Here is a 17,342-nt window from a genome sequence, read left to right on the forward strand (position 1 = left end):
GGGCGAAAATTGCTATTTTCCGTCTGATCTGAAATCGCCGAAACCGACCATATAGGTCCATTCCTTTGCCGCAGCGCTGCGGTTATCCGGTTCAGCCGCGGCAAAGCCGACATTGCGGATGGAGATATCGAGCGGCACGGGCAGCATGACAATGCGCGAGACTTCGAGTGGAGCACCCGTTTGGTCCCGCCCTTCCCGAATAGCCAGGAAAACCGGGGCCCCCGCATCCAGTTCCAGCAGTGCGGCAACCTCCGCATCGGCGGCAACGGGCATGTATTTGTCATCGGCAACGACCACGGTGCGGCCGAACCTTTCCCGCAGAACCTTGTAGAGCGAGCCTGAAAGCGCGGACAGCTCAAGGCCTTCCAGAACCGCGAGATTGAGGCTTGTGGAGACGACGGCAAGCGGCTTGCCATCGGACACCGCCAGTCGCTTGTGGCAGTAGATCATCGTCCCTTCAGCAATACCGAAGAAACGCTGCTCGGCTTCACCGGCCGGCACCTCGCCGCTTGCGAGAACCGTATAGTCAGGCCTCAGCCCCTGCCCGACAAGGCTTTCTGTGATCGATGCGATCGCGTGATAGCGCTTTTCGACACCCTTGCGATTGATGAAGGTTCCCATGCCATGCTGGCGCACGAGCAGCCCCTCGCGCACCAGGATTTCCAGGGCCTGCTGGATCGTCCGGCGACTGACCTGCCATTGCGCGGCAAGTTTCAGTTCGCCATCGATCTTGTCGTCGTAAAAGCCCGAGACAATCCGGGCTCTCAGTGTTTCAGCAATCTGGATATAGACCGGGCGATGATCTTTCGCCACGGGGGCATCTGCGCGCAAGAGACGCTCCTGACAACAATTCGTTCTTTACGTTAAGCGCAAGTTCCGGAGAAAACCGGCGTCCCCGCCCCTCAGGAATTGCTGTTGAACTGCCTAGCATAAAGGACGGCTATCTGCTTTGCCATATTGGCCAGCACAGCGTTGAGAATTTTTTCTCCCTTTTCCGCTGTTGCAGCGCGAGCATCACCCAGAACCGGGCTCTTCGAGAAATCGGTCCAGCGATAGGCCACCGTTGAGAAGTCCTCCGGAAATTCCGGATAGTTTTCAATCGCCTTGTCCATATCGACGACCTCCGGTGCAAGATGCAGCACGTAAGACGTCTCGATTTCACAGGCATGCATGTAGGAGGGATGGGCTTCCTTCTTCTCGCGAACCTCTTCAATCACCGAGCCGGAACCGGGATAGAAGAAGTTGGCAAGCGTGATCCCCTCGTCCCGCAGCCGCCTTTGCGCATCACGAATGGCAATCGCATTGCCGAGATGCGCATTGACAACGACGATGGAGCGAATGCCCTTCTGCGCGGCGCTCAAGGCAATCTCGACAATCGTGTTGCTGACAGTCTCGTTGCTGATGCCGAACGAGCACGGCGCCTCAGCCAGCGACCAGACCTGTCCGAAGGGCAGCACCGGCAGCCGCAGAACCGGCGTTTCACCGCCGATCACCCTTGCAAGCGCCTCGGCAAGCCTTGTCGCCAGAATGTTGTCGGTGCCTGCAGGCAGGTGATCGCCATGGCTTTCCACCGCGCCGATCGGCAGGATGAGCACTGGCGTCTCTGCCAGTGCTGCTTCCATTTCGCTGTCGTTCAGGCGCGAGATATCGGTTTTATCATAGTCCAAAGGATATACTCACTGCTTGAAAACAAAGGCACGCTGCGGGTTTTTGACGAAGAATTTCTCGAACAGCGCCTTGCCATCGAAGCCTGCATCTCCTGCCTGCTCCATGAAGCGCGGTGCCCAGCTGCCGAGAATGTAGCCGAGGCCGAGACCGCCCTCGCCGTAATTGCGGTACATGGTGCGACGCGCGATATCACCGCCGACAACGATCTGATCTTCATGGCCATGGCGCACGAGGTTGAGGATGCAGTCGATGAGAATGCTTTCAGGGTGATATTTGATCCGGCTGATACCATCGAAGCACATAAACAGGCCGGTTTCGGCCGCTTTCAGATGCACCCAGTGGTCCGGGTTGCGGTCGACATGGGCCATGGTCAACCGCGTCGGATCAACGCCTTCTTCCTTGAGGATGGCCAGCTGTTCAAGGATCAGCGTGCCGAGTTCGGTATGCGAATGCAGCGGGCAGCCGGTTTCCTTGTGGGCATCGAGAACGGCGCGGGTGACCTTGTCTTCGGCTGCTGAAATCGTGTTGTAGCCGGTCCCGAACTTGGCGACGCCACCCTTGAGATCCGTGCCATCCATGCCGACAGTCAGTTCGGCAACGACATGATCGCGAATTTCGGCACGTGAATGGCTGTCGATCCACTGCTGGAAGGTCCCGCCCGTCCCTTCCATCTGGCCAGGCCACATGACGGCCTTGTTGAAGCCGGCGGTGGCGATGATCTTGATCCCCGTGCGGTCGGAAATTTCCTTCAGCTGTGCCGGCTTGCGGCCATAATCGATCGCCGTCGCATCGTAGACGGCCTGCCCGCCCTCGGCGACGAAAAGCTCGACATCCTTGATCGAGGCTTCCACGTCATCGATCATGAAGTCGTCGATCTTCTTCTCCTGCCAGAGCGGCGGAATGCAGAAGAGATGATCATGCGCGTAGGTGACGCCGAGTTCTTCCGGTGCGATATCGCCATTGAGTGTCCGAATGAATTCCATATTCAGCGGTCCTTTTTGAAGTTTGAAAGCGCAAGCGCGAGAATGATGATCGAGCCCTGAAGGACGAAGCGCGCCGCGGTCGGCAGCGACAGGACGTAGAGCAGGCTCTGGAGAAAGAAGAGGATGAGGCTGCCGGCCGCGGCGCCAAGCGGCAGAAACACGCCACCGGTGAAGAGTGCCCCGCCGATAACCGCAGCAGCAATTGAATCCACCGTGTAGGTGTCGGCAATACCGATGGAGGCCATGCCGGTGATTGACGACAGCATGATGCCGCCCAGTGTCGCCATGAAGCTTGCCAGGACAAAGGAGAAGATCACCATGCGATCGGCGGCAATGCCGTTACGCTTTGCCGAACGGGCATTGGCACCGGAAAGCAGCATCTTCCGCCCCGCCAGCGAGAAATGCACGAAGACGAGCAAGATCAGGCTGGCGATGATCCAGATGACCACCGACCAGGGCAGGATACCGAAGAGCCAGCCTTCGGAGATCACGCGGAACCCAGCCGGAATGGACCCTTTGGGGCTGCCGCCGGTGTAAACGAGAATGGCACCGGACAGGACCAGCGAGGTCGCAAGTGTCGCCAGAAAGGCCGGAATGCGCAGCACCACGACCAGCACGCCATTGGCAAGACCGACCAGCAGGCCGAAGAAGATGGTGATCGCCAGCGCTGCGGCCATATTGTCCAGATTGCCGGCAAAGCTTGCCGCCAGAACAACATTGGCAAGTCCCGCTGTCGCACCGACCGAAAGGTCAAGCCGCCCCATCATCAAGATCAGCGCCTGACCAAGAGCGATCAGCCCGAGGGGCGCTGCCTGACGGGCATTGTCCATGACCTGAACCAAGGATACGCGCCCGGAAAAGACGAACAGGACAACAAGCAGAATGACGAGAAGTGCCAGCGCGCGCCAGGTCGCCCCGGCAGGCTTTGCGTTGGAAAATATTGCAGGCACAGCCATATCAGCTTTCCTCCGCCTTGCCGCGCATGAAGAACACCAGCGCCACGATGAAGATCAGGCCCTTGGCGATGTTCTGCAGACTGGTGTCGATATCGAGCAGGTTGAACATGTTGTTGATCAGCACGAGTGCGAGCGCAGCGAAGAAAACCCCGACGGCATTGCCGCGACCGCCCTGCAGCGCGACGCCACCGAGGATCGCCGCCGAAACGGCATCAAGCGTGTAGGGCTCACCGATCAGAGGATCACCTGAAAGGATGCGGATCGACAGAACGATCCCGGCGGCGGCGGCCAGGACGCCCGACAGTCCGAAGACGACGAGATCAATCCGCAGTGCCGAAATGCCATTGGCAAACGCTGCGCGCGGATCTGAGCCGAAGGCGTAGATTGACCGCCCGAGCCGGGACCAGTTCATCACGATCACGATGACGATAAAGACCGCAAGCGAAATCAATAGCGGTGCGGAGAGCAGGCGCTCAGCACCGAACAGCGCTTCGTAAAAGGCATAGTCCACCTCTCCGCCCGGCGATGGCAGGATCAGCATGGTGATGCCCTTGACGATCGCTGCCGTCGCAAGCGTCATGACCAGCGGATTGATCTTCAGGACATTGACGCCGCTGGCGGTGAAAATGCCACAGACGAGACCAGCGCCAAGAGCGAGCGGAACGGCAAGCCAGCCCAGCGTATCGGAGGTCAGCGCCATGATCGCGGTCGCAAGACTCATGATCGAACCAACGGAAAGATCGATACGCCCGGCAAACAGAACCAGTGCCTCACCCAACGCCACCAGACCGAGCGGCAGCAGCCGGACAGAAAGGTTGGTCAGATTGGAATCGCTGAAGAAGTTCGGCGAAAGCAAGCCGGTTATGGCGATCAGCAGAACCGACAGCGCCAGGGCCGGAAGGCTCAAAAGCAGGTTGGAGCGAAGAGAACCTTCAAACATGGGGTTCCCCTTCGTTTTCGACATCTCCGGCGCTCGGCACCTTGGATGGAAGGCCTGCCGCATAGCGCATGATCTTTTCCTCGGAAAATTCGGGGCGGGCGATTTCACCGGTGATGCGGCCTTCGTAAAGCGCGAGAATGCGGTCGGAGAGGCCGATCAGCTCCATCAGATCGGAGGAAATCAGGATCACCGACACGCCCTTGCGCGACAGTTCATTGACCAGGTGGTAGATTTCGCTCTTTGACTGAACATCGACACCCTTGGTCGGTTCGTAGAGCACGAGAAGCTTCGGCTCATGCGCCAGCCAGCGCGCGAACACGACCTTCTGCTGGTTGCCGCCGGAAAGCTCGCCGACGGGCTGCTCCATATCGGTCGAACGGATCGAAAACCGCTTGCGGGCGCCTTCGACAAATTCACGCTCGTATCCGAGCGGCAGAAAACCGCTGCGTGAACGCGCGGTAATCGCAAAGAAACTCATGTTGAGGCGGATCGGCAGCGACAGTGACAGCCCCTCATGCTTCCGGTCATCGGAGATACTGGCAATGCCGGAACCGATGGCAGCGACCGGTGACTTCAACTTCAGCACCTTGCCATCGAGTTCAACCGTGCCGGAGCGGAATGGCGCAATGCCGCAAAGCGCGTCGGCCAGGGGCTTCTGGCCCTGCCCTTCGAGACCGGCAATGCCCAGCACTTCGCCGCGCCGGACATCAAAGTCTATCTCGGGCAAGTTTGCATTGGTGCCGCCGCGCACGGAGAAACGGACAGGCCCATCACCGACATCGGGTCGCTCGGGGAAGATATTTTCAAGGGTACGGCCGACCATCGCCTGGATAAGGTCGTTCTCGTTAAACTCGCCGCGTGCGGCGGCAAGCGTCAGCGCGCCATCCTTCAGCACGACGACACGATCGGCAGCCTCCATGATCTCGCCCATGCGATGGGAAATGAAGATGACCGACGTCCCCTGCGCCTTCAGCTGCGTCATCAGCCCAAGCACGGTCTTCGCCGCCTCGGATGACAGTGAGGCTGTCGGCTCGTCGAGAATCAGCAGGCCGGGCTTTGCAGAAACGGCACCAGCGATCTCGACAAGCTGGCGTTCGGCGGCGCTAAGCTGTCGCCCCAGCCTCTTGCCGTCGAGCCTGAAGCCGAGCGAAGAGGAAAGTGCGGCAAAATCGGCATTCAGCTGCTTCTGCCTGATCATGCCAAGCGCATTGCGCGGCTCACGGCGGAAGAAGCTATTCTCGGCAACCGTCAGGTCCGGCATGATTGCCGTTTCCTGATGGGCGATTGTAACGCCCTTCTTCTGCGCTTCGGCAGGACTTGCCGGATGATAGTCCTCGCCCGCCAGCCGAATTTCTCCGCTGTCATAGCGAAGGTTGCCGGACAGGATATTCATCAGGGTGGACTTGCCGGCGCCATTTTCGCCGACAAGTGCCAGAACTTCCCCCCGTCCAAGCGAGAAAGAAACATCCTGAAGAACGGTATTGTGCCCAAAGGACTTGGACAGACCCGAGACCGCAAGCAGAGGGGGAACATATGCTGAGGTTTGGTTTGTCACTATTTCTCTCTCGCCTGTTCGCCCGGTCAATCCTTGAAGATTGCCCGCACCTGATCATCGCTGAGGCGCGTATTGGCCCAGAAGGAATCGGATAGGTCATCACGGGTGAACTCGTGAAGGTTCTCCGAGGTGATCATCGGCACTGCGTAGACCTTGTTCTTCTCGACAGGCTTGCCATTCAAGAGATCGAGCGCAACGAGAAGCGCTTCCGAACCAAGCCAGGTCGGCTTCGACGGCGCCACGGATTCGAAACCATCCGGCTCAAGAGCAGCCCAGCGCTTCAGGTAGCCATTATTGTCTTCACCGGTCATCGGCACCAGCGGCCGCTGTGCCGCTTCAAAAGCGTCAATTGCGCCGAGCGTCATGCTGCCGCCCTGCGACCAGACGCCGTCGATCTGCGGATTGGCGGCCAGAAGATTGGATACGGCGACCTTGGCCTTGGCGTAATCCCAGCCGGCATCGACAACGCTGACGACATCGATATCAGGATATTGATCGAAAACCGCCTTGGCGCCCTTCCAGCGATCATCGCTGGCGGAAATGCCGGAAATGCCGTTCAGCGCAATGATCTTGCCCTTGCCGTCAAGCTTCTTGGCAAGCCATTCAGCGCCTGCCTTGCCGAAATCGACGTCATCGACGGTAACGAGCGCATCATAGTCGTCGCTGCGGATCGTCGACGCGAGCAGTACGACCTTGATGCCCTTGGCTTCGGCCTTCTTCAGCACCGGAATGACGGCGGTCGGCGAAATCGGCGTAAGAATGATCGCATCGACGCCACGCGTAATCATATCTTCAATATTGGAGACCTGACGGTCGGTCTTCATCTCGGACTCGGTGTAGACGACATCGACCGTATCCTTGTGGCGCTCGGCTTCGGCCTCGAACTCCTTGGACAGCTGAACCGACCAGGAATTGCCGTTGTAATAGTTGTCGTAGCCGATTGTGAACTTGTCCTGCGCCATTGCAGGTGCCGCCATGCCCGCAAGAACGGAGGCGACGAGTAGAAGTTTCTTCAGTTTCATGTTTTCCCCTTTTTTCGAGAAGCCGCGCTTATTGGGCTTAATTGTTATCTTGTACACTCATGTAGTCAAGTTGAATTCTGCGTTCCCTGTCCATTTTCATGTCAAAGCGACGCCCTGCCTGTTATTTCGGCAGGGCGTCGACGGCCTGGCGCACCCAGTTCAGTCTTTTTTCAGGGATCAGGCCGTAATTGTAGAAGTTGATACCGTCCGCCCCGGCCTTGATCGCCGCCTTGGAACGCGCAGCCAGGGCATCGGCTGATGTCACTTCCGGGAAAAAGACCCGGTAGCCCGCGCCGAGATATTTTTCGCAACCGAGTGCCGCGCGACCGGCTTTCATCAAAGCCGCCACCTGCTCGGGCTCCATGAAATAGCAGCAGAGTATCGCGCCATCGCAGACCTTGCCGACAGCCTCCAGATCGACACCGCCCATCCATCCATCGGCCAGATCGATCAGCATGATCTTGCTCGCGGGATCCGCCTCCGCACGGATCTCGCCGATCAGACTGGTGACCGGCTCGCTCCGCCATTCAAGGAAGGCTCTGAGTGCGGGAAAGTCATTGAAGGCATCATTGCCCCTTGCCGGAAAGTCCGGGAACTGCCGTTCGGGCACTTCGCGCTCGCACATCGCCGCAATAAAGCCGCGCACCGTTTCGCGCGCCTCCTCCATCGGAACGCCGGCAAGTCTGCCGCGGGACATGCAATGCTCACAAAAGCACAGTGACAACAGAAAATCATCTTCACCATTGAGACCGACGCCATCCTTCTCATGGTGAAACTCGTGGGCAAAGCCCATGAAATTCGGACTTTCGAGCTCGACCATATCGGGCCGGTAGCGCCTCGTCACGTCACGCACGAGTGTAACGACATAGTCGCGCGCTGCCGGGCTCGACGGGCAGAGATTATAATAGTTGGGATTGCCAAAGGCATTACGCGTCACATGTTCGGGATGGAGCATGCCAAGCCGGGTATTGTGCAGGCAGACCGTCCAGCAGGAGACCTTCATGCCGCCGCCTGCATCACGCGCGGCTGTCAACGCCGCCAGCATATCGCCGCGCTCAGCGACATTGTCGGCCATCAGCGGGCGGATCGTCTTATTCTGCCAGAGCCTTTCATCGGGGCGGAAATAGACCGTGCCATCCTGCGGGAAACAGGCCTTCTGGTGTGGACTGCGTGGCTGCAGAAAGCGGCCTGCATGGTAGGACGTCGCCAGAGAGATCGTATTCAGCCCAGCCCGTCCGGCCAGATCGGAAAAGGTTCGCTCAAGCCCCTGATCCTGAATATCCCAGGGATAGGCCCACATCGACAAATGCATTTCAGACTCCATCAATATGACTACATGAGTAGTCATGTAGTCATATTCTTTCAATAGGAGTCAACAAACTCGCTCTTCGCCGCATGAATAACAGCTATATGAGCTGGCATTGGGGCGGAGGGCCTGCCGCAAATTTTTGTGGTTAACGTGCTGTCGACCACAACGGTGGGAATTTCGCTCCCGATGTAGCGGAGCGTAGCCATGATTGTGACTGCCATTGCCGAGAAGTTGAAGCGCCAGTCGAAGGATGATTTCAAGGGGCGGCATTTCGAAGCGTGGCTGATTGTGCCGGCGGTGACCTGGTATCTGCGTTACCCGCTCAGCTATCGAGATCTCGAGGAAATGTTCCACGAGCGCGGCTTCGAGGTCGACCGCAGCACCATCAATAGGTGGGTTCCAGCCTGTGCGCCTGTCATCGAAAAGCGGCTGCGCCAGTTTCGCCGGCCGCATTGTAGCTCAGTCAGGATTGATGAGACCTACGTCAAGAGCCGGGGCCAGTGGCGGTACCTGTACCGCGCCATCGACAAGCACGGAAACCCGATCAACTTCTTGCTCACGGCTAAGCGCGATCTCGACGCTGCCAAACGCGTCTTCCGCAAGATGCTCAAGGATGAGCCGCTGCTATCGCCGGGTTCGAAGCGATGTTGTGGCAGCGCAAAGGCCTCGGATTTTCCGGCGAGTGGACCGTCAACGACCAGAATGACCTGCTCGGGCGCCTCTTCGGACTTCAAAAGGTTAACAAAGCGTGAAAATGCCATCGTGTGCTGGGTGTTATCAACCTTCTGAGAGGTTTGCGACAAGCCCTAAAATCAACTTGGCAATGCCCAATACCGGCTCAGCTTCGCCGCTCGCCTTTATGCGAATTTTACGCCATTGCCCGATCTTCAGTATGGCAACTTTACGGCTCACGGAGGCAACACCTTGTCAGTTACTGACAGGAGTTTAGCCATGTCCGATCTCATCTATCTGGTCCTTGGTATAACTGGTTTTGCCGCCTTCGCGCTATCGATCAGCCTCATTGATAGCCTCTGAGGCCCGCCATGTTCGATTTGTTTCTTGGGCTAGCGGTGACAGCAATCACCTTTATTTTTCTTATCTGGACACTCATCAATCAGGGAAACAGCCGAGGAGGCCAGCATGGGTGACCTTGTCGGCTTTGCCCTTTTTGCAGTCGTTCTGACCGTATCCGCATGGACGCTTGCCGCGCATATGGAAAAAGTCTTCTCCGGCGAGAACAATGCGCTTTCTTTTGTTCTCGTCCCTCTTGAAAATCGAATCTATCGTCTTTGCGGGGTTGATCGCAAGAACAGCCAAGGCTGGCGTAGCTATGCCCTCAGCGTGCTCGCAGTCAATCTTACGGGCTTTCTGGCACTCTACGCCATCCTCAGGTTCCAGCATCTCCTGCCGCTCAATCCAGACGGCATCGGCGCCATGGCGCCAGCGCTTGCCTTCAACACTGCCGTGAGTTTTGTCACCAATACCAACTGGCAGGCCTATTCCGGTGAAGTTCAGCTGTCCTATCTGTCGCAGATGGCAGGAATGACGGTTGCGAACTTTCTCTCTGCTGCAACGGGAATGGCAATCGGTGTTGCCGTCATCCGGGGCTTTGCCGGTGGTATTGACCGGGGACTTGGCAATGTCTTCGTCGATATGACCCGCTCGATCCTCTACATTCTGTTGCCACTCTCGATCGTGCTCGGTCTGTTTCTTGTGCTTCAGGGCGTGCCACAAACGCTTCTCGGTGCTGTTCATGTCCATACGCTTGAAGGCGCCGAACAGGTCATCGCTCGGGGGCCTGCAGCGAGCCAAATTGCAATCAAGCAGCTGGGGACGAACGGCGGTGGCTTCTTCGGGGTCAACTCGGCGCATCCCTTTGAGAACCCGAATGTAGCCTCCGACCTTGCGCAAACGTTCGCCATCCTCCTTATCCCGGCCGCCTTTACCTTTCTCTTCGGCCGGATGGTCGGCGACCGGCGTCAAGGCATCGCGCTCATCGTCGTCATGGGCATCCTGTTGGTGACCGGGCTTTTGATCATCCATTTCTCCGAACTTGCCGGCAATCCCCTGCTGGGCGCTGGGGCCAACCTTGAAGGCAAAGAGATGCGCTTCGGCGCCGCACTTTCCGCACTCTGGGCTGAAGCGACAACGGCGGCGTCGAATGGCTCGGTCAACGCGATGCATGACAGTTTCATGCCGCTTTCCGGCCTCGTCATGCTCATCAACATGCAGATCGGTGAAGTGATCTTCGGCGGTGTCGGGGCCGGGCTTTACGGCATGCTTCTCTATGTCGTCCTCACCGTCTTTCTTGCCGGGCTCATGGTCGGACGGACGCCTGAATATCTCGGGCGCAAGATCGAGGCAAAGGAAGTAACCCTCGCAATCATCGCCTTTCTGTCAATGCCTCTGGGCATTCTCATCGGCGGCGCTGTTTCAGCGGTGGTGCCGGCTGCACTGGCTTCGGTACACGCGCCGGGCCCGCATGGCCTTTCCGAAATCCTCTATGCCTATTCATCCGCCGTCGGCAACAACGGTTCGGCATTCGCCGGATTTGGGGCAGCAACCACATGGCAGACAACGGCCCTCGGCATATTGATGCTTGTTGGCCGCTACGCCATCATCGTCCCGATGCTGGCGATAGCCGGGTCGCTCGCCGTCAAGCGCAGGATCCCGACATCGGCCGCCAGTTTCCCGACCCATGGCCCGCTGTTCATCCTTCTGCTCATCTGCACCATCCTGATCCTCGGCGCGCTCACCTTCTTCCCGGTTCTGTCACTCGGCCCAATCGCCGAACAGGTGTCTGTCACCCTTGGCCAGACCTTTTAAAAATTGCGGGGAAACATCATGAATTCTTTCGAAACCGGGTCCTCCGAGATCTACCGATCAGCGGCAATTGCATCCATACGGAAGCTCTCGCCCAGGGCTCTGGCTGGCAATCCGGTCATCCTGGTGACCGCTCTTGTCGCCGCCATGACAACGCTGCTTTCGCTGCGCGATCTCCTATCTGGAGCGAGCGGCGCCAGCATCAATCTTCAGATCACCTTCTGGCTATGGGTTTGCGTATTGTTCTCGAATTTTGCCGAAGCCCTGGCCGAAGGTCGCGGCAAAGCACGGGCCGACAGTCTGCGCGCCACCAAAGCAAAGACCATGGTGAAACTTTTGGCCGATATCGATGACCCCAGTCCGCGTCTGGTTGCTTCCGATGGCTTGAAAGCCGGCCAACTGGTTCTGGTGGAAGCGGGCGACATCATTCCAACCGATGCGGAAGTGATCGCCGGCACAGCCTCGGTCGACGAAAGCGCAATCACCGGCGAGAGTGCAGCCGTTATCCGTGAATCAGGTGGTGACCGCTCGGGCGTGACCGGCGGGACCCGCATCATTTCCGATAGCCTGGTCATCCGCATTATCGCTGAACCGGGAAAGAGTTTCCTCGACCGGATGATTGCCATGGTTGAGGGTGCAGAGCGGCAAAAGACGCCAAATGAGATCGCGCTCAACATCCTGCTTGCCGGCTTGACCCTGATTTTCCTCGTGGTTGTGGTCACACTTGAGCCATTCGCCCGCTATTATGGCCTGATCATTCCGGTCATCACCCTTGGCGCCTTGTTCGTGACGCTGATCCCGACCACGATCGGCGGGTTGCTGTCCGCCATCGGCATCGCCGGCATGGATCGTCTTGTGCGCGCCAATGTCATCGCAAAGTCGGGTCGCGCTGTCGAAGCGGCCGGCGATGTCGACACATTGCTGCTCGACAAGACCGGCACGATCACATTCGGCAACCGGATGGCGGATGAATTCATCGCCTCCCCCGGTGTCTCGAAACATACGCTGATCGAATCCGCATTCCTATCCTCGCTTGCTGATGACACACCGGAAGGAAAGTCGATCATAACCCTCGCAGAACTGGAAATTCCCGGACTGGACCGTGAGGCTGCCACCGGCGGTGTTCCGGTTGCCTTCTCTGCCAGCACACGGCTCTCCGGCGTTGACATCGACGGACGGCAGCTGCGCAAAGGTGCGATCGACGCGGTGGAGCGCTTCACCGGCATCGAAATGGATAAAACGCTCAGAGCCGCTGTTGAAGACATTGCCCGCTCGGGCGGTACACCTCTTATCGTGGCCGAGGACAGGCGTATTCTGGGTGCTGTGCATCTGAAGGATATCATCAAGCCTGGCGTTCGCGAACGCTTTGCCGAGCTGCGCCGTATTGGCATTCGCACGGTGATGATCACGGGTGACAACCCGCTGACCGCGGCAGCAATTGCCGCTGAGGCAGGTGTCGATGACTTTCTTGCTGAGGCGACGCCCGAAATGAAGCTGGATTTCATCCGCAAGGAGCAGGCGGGCGGGCGCCTCGTGGCGATGTGCGGTGACGGCTCGAATGACGCCCCTGCATTGGCTCAGGCTGATGTCGGCGTCGCGATGAACTCCGGCACGTCTGCCGCCAAAGAGGCAGCCAACCTGATTGATCTCGACAGCGATCCGACAAAACTGATTGAAATCGTAATGGTCGGAAAGGGCCTTTTGATCTCTCGTGGCGCTTTGACGACATTTTCAATCGCCAACGATGTGGCAAAGTATTTTGCCATTCTGCCGGCCATTTTCGCAGCCGCATTTCCGGGGCTTGCGGTCTTGAACATCATGCATCTTTCAAGTCCCGAGAGTGCAATTTTATCAGCCGTCATCTTCAATGCTTTGGTCATCGTTGCGCTCATCCCGCTTGCGCTTCGTGGCGTTCGCTATCGACCGGAAAGTGCTGCGGCCCTGCTGAGCAGAAATTTGATGATCTTCGGTCTTGGCGGCCTCATTGCTCCCTTTGTCGGCATCAAGCTCATTGATCTGGCTGTGAGCGCGCTCGGCCTGGCCTGAAAGGAAAACAACATGTTCACTCTGATCCGCCCGGCCCTTGGCTTTACCCTCATCATGACGGTTCTGACAGGGCTTGGCTATCCACTTGCGATGACCGGTCTTGCCGGTTTCATCAACAGAAACGGCGCCCAGGGAAGCCTTCTGGTCGCTGACGGCCATGTCGTCGGCTCGGCTTTGATCGGCCAGTCCTTTTCAGGCCCCCGCTATTTTCATCCACGACCATCCGCCGTTGATTATGATGCGGCGGCGGCTGGCGCGTCCAATCTCGGCCCAAGTTCAGCAACACTCGTTGCTGAGGTGGCAAAGCGCCGCGCCGCATACCGTGAGGCCAACAATGCTAACGCCCCGATCGATGCCGTCACCTCATCCGCCTCAGGGCTTGATCCCGACATTTCTGTCGAAAATGCACGGAACCAGGCCGCACGCGTTGCCACCGCCCGCGGACTTCGGCAGTCAGAGGTCGACAGCTTGATTGACGGATCGATAGCACGGCCGCTTTTCGGTCTATACGGCACGGCACGGGTGAATGTGCTTGCGCTCAATCTGGCGCTTGACAAGGTGGCTGTGGACGCGCCAGTTCAAAAAAACTGAGGACCAAAGCATGGTGGATGCAAGGCGGCCGAGCCCTGAAGCGCTGCTGAACATCGCGCGCCGGGAAGGACGCGGGCGACTGAAGATCTTCCTCGGCGCGGCCCCTGGCGTCGGCAAGACTTACGCGATGCTGGACGCTGCGGCGCGATTGGCGGCATCTGACCTTCGCGTTGTTGTCGGCCTCGTCGAGACACATGGCCGCACTGAAACGGAAATGATGCTGCGGGATCTGCATGTGCTTCCGCGGCGACCGTTTTTCCATAACGGCCGCATTCTGCACGAGCTGGACGTCGATGGCGTGATCGCCTACGCGCCGGATCTGGCACTGATCGACGAACTTGCCCATTCCAATCTTTCCGGAAGCCGGCATGAGAAGCGCTGGCAGGATGTCGAGGACATACTCGATGCCGGGATCGACGTCTATACGACACTCAATGTTCAGCATGTCGAGACGCTAAACGACATGGTGGCGCGCATAACCGGTGTCAGAGTGCGCGAAACGGTTCCAGACAAAGTTTTGTCCGAGGCAGATGAGATCGCCTTGATTGACCTGCCCCCGGATGAACTGATCGCGCGCCTGCGTGCAGGCAAGGTCTATATCGAGGATCAGGCCGCCCGTGCGGTCGCGAACTTCTTCGCCAAAGGCAATCTGACGGCGCTTCGAGAACTGGCTTTGCGCACTGCTGCAGATCGCATCGATCGACAGCTTCAGGATCACATGGCGAGCCATGCCATCGATGGCCCCTGGCCAGCGCAGGAGCGCATCCTGGTTGTTCTGCCGGAAGACATGGCAGGCCGAGATGCTGTGCGCGCCGGCAAACGCTCTGCCGATCGGGCCCGGGCGGAGTGGCTGGCAATCGGGGTTTCTTCTCTTGATGGACCGCACCGGCATGGCGCGGGTGCCAATGCACTCAGATTGGCTGAGCAACTCGGTGCCCGCGTCTCGCTCCTCGAAGTCGATCAAGATCCAGCCGCTGAGGTGATTGCACTGGCGCGACGTGAAAACGTTCGGCGCATTCTATTGCCGCGCCCGCCAGAAAAGCGTCCGTTTTGGCACCGTTTTCAGCCCACAATGCACGAACGGCTTTATCAGGGGTTACTGAACGAAGCAGATGCTTTTGAACTGACGCTGATGTCTGAAGGCGACGAAACCGTGCAGCACGCATCTGGCGTGAAGCCGCCTGGGGAGCCGTTGAGCGTTTTCCGGCCCGGAATTGTGCTGGCAACGGTCGTCACGACAACCGGACTGGCAGCCGGTCTTCAGCCGTTCTTCCCGACAGGCAGCCTGTCGCTGCTATTCATGACGGCGACGGTCGCAATCGCTGCGCGCATGGGACGAAAGCCGGCGATCCTTGCTGCCGGTCTCTCCTTTCTCTGTTTCAATTTCTTCTTCACCGATCCGCTTTACACCTTCCGGATTTTCGACCGGACGCAGCTTCTGACGCTGGTGCTTTTGCTCGTGTCATCAATCCTCACAGGCAATCTGGCGGCCAGATTGCGCGAACGGGTCATTGCCCAAAAGGCTGCAGCCGAACGGACGGCCAAACTTTATGACTTTTCACGCCAGGCAACAGCCGCCGCCTCCTTCGACGAGGTCATTGAAGTCGCCGTCCATCACGTCTCGACAGTGATCGGAGGAGAGGCAATGGTGCTCGTGCCTCCTGAAAATGGGCGCACAGGGCCACTGGACATCGCCGGAGCCGAGCCGATGCGGCCGACGCTTGCCGCCCGCGAGCTGACTGCGGCGCGCTTTGCCTTCGATCACAGCGAGGCTGCGGGACGGGGGTCAGCAACGCTTCCAGCAACGGACTGGCTGTTTCTGCCTCTCAGGGCATCCGGAAAAAGCATCGGCGTGCTTGGCATCCGCAATAACGTCGGAGAAACAATCGCAACAGAAGAGCGCAAACTCGCCGACGCTCTTGCTGATCAGGTGGCGCTCGCTCTTGAGCGGATCCGTCTTTCGGATGATCTGGCCCAAAGCCGCCTCACGTCAGAGACCGAGCGGCTACGCACAGCGTTACTCTCTTCGGTAAGCCATGATCTTCGAACACCCCTCGTATCAATTCTCGGCGCTGCGGAAAGCCTTGAGAACCAGATCCTCACGGATAATTTGCGCGCCATACTGATCACGACGATCCGTGACGAGGGCGAGCGGCTCGATCGCTATATTCAAAACCTCCTTGACATGACACGCCTCGGGCATGGCGCACTGAAGCCGCGCACGAGCCCGTCAGATCTGCGCGAACTTGTCGGGGCCGCCCGGCAGCGGCTTCGCGGGCCATTACGGGATCATCCGCTCAAAATTGATATTCCTGACGATTTTCCGCCCGTCGATGTCGACCCTATTTTGATGGAGCAGGTTTTCGTGAATATTCTCGACAATGCCGCCAAATATTCCGGCGTTGGCGCTCCGATTGAAGTGGCCGCACAATTGACTGATGGCATGATCGAGGTCGCAATTCAGGACAAGGGGGCGGGCTTTCCTGCTGGCGAGGAAAATCGGGTTTTCGACATGTTCTGGCGCGCCACGCAGGGCGACGGGAAACCTGCCGGTGCGGGCCTGGGCCTTGCTATCTGCCGTGGAATTGTAGAAGCCCATGGCGGCACGATCAGCGCCAGTGCCGTTCCGCAAGGTGGGGCATGCATTTCCTTCAGGCTGCCAATTGCGAGAACGGGGATCCCAGAATGAGCGCGCGCGTTCTGATTATCGATGACGAAGCTGCAATCCGCCGTTTTCTGAGCGTGGCCCTTGAGGCGGAAGGGCACCTGGTGTTCACCGCAGCAACCGCTCATGACGGAGTGGCTGCCGCCGCCCGGGAAAACCCGGCGGCCATCATTCTTGATCTGGGCCTGCCGGACGCGGATGGCATCACCGTGCTGAAAACGATACGCGAATGGACACGGGTGCCGGTTCTCGTTCTCTCGGTCCGTTCCGACGAAGACGGAAAGATCGCAGCGCTCGATGCCGGCGCGCAGGACTATGTAACGAAACCATTTTCGACAGCCGAGCTCCTTGCCCGGCTGCGCGGATTGTTGCGCGATCATGCCGAGGATGCGGCCAGTGCGACGATCACACTCGGTGCACTTTCAATCGATCGGGCCGAGCGTCGGGCGACACTTGCGGATGAAGATCTCAATCTTACACGTAAAGAGTTCGAGCTGCTCTGGCTGCTTGCGACCCATCGCGGCCGGCTCGTCACACAGGATATGATCCTGAAAGCCATCTGGGGCGTGGCTCACACGGATGATACGCAATATCTGCGCGTCTATATCCGGCAGCTACGCGCCAAGCTGGGTGACGATGCCGCCGACCCGCACTGGATCTTCACCGAGCCAGGCATTGGCTATCGCCTGGCCGGTGGGTAGACGGAACCGCTTGCAGCGGAGGGCGGAACGACACGTCACGCCAATTTCAGGAATTCCAGATCCAATATCCCGCGATCTGGTCA

Annotated in this window: 14 protein-coding genes and 1 pseudogene; 6 read left to right on the forward strand and 9 right to left on the reverse strand. The window is 58.6% G+C overall.

Annotated features, from left to right (window positions below; all coding sequences use genetic code 11):
• Positions 1-12: 12 nt before the first annotated feature.
• The 8 genes from FJU08_RS20570 to FJU08_RS20605 all read right to left on the reverse strand — a co-directional run bounded on the left by FJU08_RS20570 (position 13) and on the right by FJU08_RS20605 (position 8,436).
• Positions 13-831, reverse strand: a complete 819-nt coding sequence (locus FJU08_RS20570) for a GntR family transcriptional regulator (protein WP_141150934.1) — start codon at positions 829-831, stop codon at positions 13-15.
• Positions 832-902: 71 nt separating this feature from the next.
• On the reverse strand, positions 903-1,667 hold the full coding sequence (locus tag FJU08_RS20575) for a creatininase family protein (RefSeq protein WP_210245284.1): 765 nt from the start codon (positions 1,665-1,667) through the stop codon (positions 903-905).
• 9 nt (positions 1,668-1,676) lie between these two features.
• Entirely contained in the window at positions 1,677-2,651 is a 975-nt protein-coding gene (locus FJU08_RS20580) for a phosphotriesterase family protein (protein WP_141150935.1), read from the reverse strand.
• Between the two features lie 2 nt (positions 2,652-2,653).
• Positions 2,654-3,607 (reverse strand): ABC transporter permease, encoded by a 954-nt coding sequence (locus FJU08_RS20585; RefSeq protein ID WP_141150936.1) that lies wholly within the window; start codon positions 3,605-3,607, stop codon positions 2,654-2,656.
• A 1-nt stretch (position 3,608) separates the two neighbouring features.
• Positions 3,609-4,547 carry an ABC transporter permease gene (locus FJU08_RS20590; RefSeq protein WP_181409961.1) on the reverse strand — a complete coding sequence of 313 codons (939 nt, stop codon included), beginning with the start codon at positions 4,545-4,547 and terminating at the stop codon, positions 3,609-3,611.
• Positions 4,540-6,102: a sugar ABC transporter ATP-binding protein gene (locus FJU08_RS20595; RefSeq protein ID WP_181409962.1), complete on the reverse strand. Its 1,563-nt coding sequence runs from the start codon at positions 6,100-6,102 to the stop codon at positions 4,540-4,542. The genes FJU08_RS20590 and FJU08_RS20595 overlap by 8 nt, the downstream gene beginning before the upstream one ends.
• Positions 6,103-6,128: 26 nt before the next feature.
• Entirely contained in the window at positions 6,129-7,124 is a 996-nt protein-coding gene (locus tag FJU08_RS20600; RefSeq protein WP_141150939.1) for an ABC transporter substrate-binding protein, read from the reverse strand.
• 121 nt (positions 7,125-7,245) lie between these two features.
• Entirely contained in the window at positions 7,246-8,436 is a 1,191-nt protein-coding gene (locus tag FJU08_RS20605) for a glycoside hydrolase family protein (RefSeq protein WP_141150940.1), read from the reverse strand.
• Between the two features lie 201 nt (positions 8,437-8,637).
• Here FJU08_RS20605 and FJU08_RS20610 point away from each other — a divergent pair.
• Positions 8,638-9,185 (forward strand): annotated as a pseudogene (locus FJU08_RS20610) (IS6 family transposase).
• A gap of 25 nt (positions 9,186-9,210) precedes the next feature.
• Here the strand turns inward: FJU08_RS20610 and FJU08_RS23240 are convergent.
• Positions 9,211-9,345 carry a hypothetical protein gene (locus FJU08_RS23240; protein WP_268932147.1) on the reverse strand — a complete coding sequence of 45 codons (135 nt, stop codon included), beginning with the start codon at positions 9,343-9,345 and terminating at the stop codon, positions 9,211-9,213.
• Positions 9,346-9,573: 228 nt separating this feature from the next.
• Here FJU08_RS23240 and kdpA point away from each other — a divergent pair, with 228 nt between their 5' ends.
• From kdpA to FJU08_RS20635, 5 genes are read left to right on the forward strand one after another with little or no spacing between them, the layout of a single operon-like run.
• Positions 9,574-11,259, forward strand: a complete 1,686-nt coding sequence (gene kdpA, locus FJU08_RS20615) for a potassium-transporting ATPase subunit KdpA (RefSeq protein ID WP_141150941.1) — start codon at positions 9,574-9,576, stop codon at positions 11,257-11,259.
• An 18-nt stretch (positions 11,260-11,277) separates the two neighbouring features.
• Entirely contained in the window at positions 11,278-13,302 is a 2,025-nt protein-coding gene (kdpB, locus tag FJU08_RS20620; RefSeq protein WP_141150942.1) for a potassium-transporting ATPase subunit KdpB, read from the forward strand.
• A 12-nt stretch (positions 13,303-13,314) separates the two neighbouring features.
• Positions 13,315-13,893 (forward strand): potassium-transporting ATPase subunit KdpC, encoded by a 579-nt coding sequence (kdpC, locus tag FJU08_RS20625; protein WP_141150943.1) that lies wholly within the window; start codon positions 13,315-13,317, stop codon positions 13,891-13,893.
• Positions 13,894-13,903: 10 nt separating this feature from the next.
• Positions 13,904-16,582, forward strand: a complete 2,679-nt coding sequence (locus FJU08_RS20630) for a sensor histidine kinase (RefSeq protein WP_141150944.1) — start codon at positions 13,904-13,906, stop codon at positions 16,580-16,582.
• On the forward strand, positions 16,579-17,259 hold the full coding sequence (locus tag FJU08_RS20635; protein ID WP_141150945.1) for a response regulator: 681 nt from the start codon (positions 16,579-16,581) through the stop codon (positions 17,257-17,259). Before FJU08_RS20630 ends, FJU08_RS20635 begins: the two co-directional genes overlap by 4 nt.
• Positions 17,260-17,342: the final 83 nt, after the last annotated feature.

This window comes from Martelella alba (assembly GCF_006516955.1).
GTDB lineage: Bacteria > Pseudomonadota > Alphaproteobacteria > Rhizobiales > Rhizobiaceae > Martelella > Martelella alba.

What these genes read in the sequence shown, in the direction of transcription:
- FJU08_RS20580 (WP_141150935.1), bottom strand. Translation starts at nt 2,651, where the DNA reads ATGGAATTCATTCGGACACTCAATGGCGATATCGCACCGGAAGAACTC.
- FJU08_RS20585 (WP_141150936.1), bottom strand. Translation starts at nt 3,607, where the DNA reads ATGGCTGTGCCTGCAATATTTTCCAACGCAAAGCCTGCCGGGGCGACC.
- FJU08_RS20590 (WP_181409961.1), bottom strand. Translation starts at nt 4,547, where the DNA reads ATGTTTGAAGGTTCTCTTCGCTCCAACCTGCTTTTGAGCCTTCCGGCC.
- FJU08_RS20600 (WP_141150939.1), bottom strand. Translation starts at nt 7,124, where the DNA reads ATGAAACTGAAGAAACTTCTACTCGTCGCCTCCGTTCTTGCGGGCATG.
- FJU08_RS20605 (WP_141150940.1), bottom strand. Translation starts at nt 8,436, where the DNA reads ATGCATTTGTCGATGTGGGCCTATCCCTGGGATATTCAGGATCAGGGG.
- kdpA (WP_141150941.1), top strand. Translation starts at nt 9,574, where the DNA reads ATGGGTGACCTTGTCGGCTTTGCCCTTTTTGCAGTCGTTCTGACCGTA.
- kdpB (WP_141150942.1), top strand. Translation starts at nt 11,278, where the DNA reads ATGAATTCTTTCGAAACCGGGTCCTCCGAGATCTACCGATCAGCGGCA.
- kdpC (WP_141150943.1), top strand. Translation starts at nt 13,315, where the DNA reads ATGTTCACTCTGATCCGCCCGGCCCTTGGCTTTACCCTCATCATGACG.
- FJU08_RS20630 (WP_141150944.1), top strand. Translation starts at nt 13,904, where the DNA reads ATGGTGGATGCAAGGCGGCCGAGCCCTGAAGCGCTGCTGAACATCGCG.
- FJU08_RS20635 (WP_141150945.1), top strand. Translation starts at nt 16,579, where the DNA reads ATGAGCGCGCGCGTTCTGATTATCGATGACGAAGCTGCAATCCGCCGT.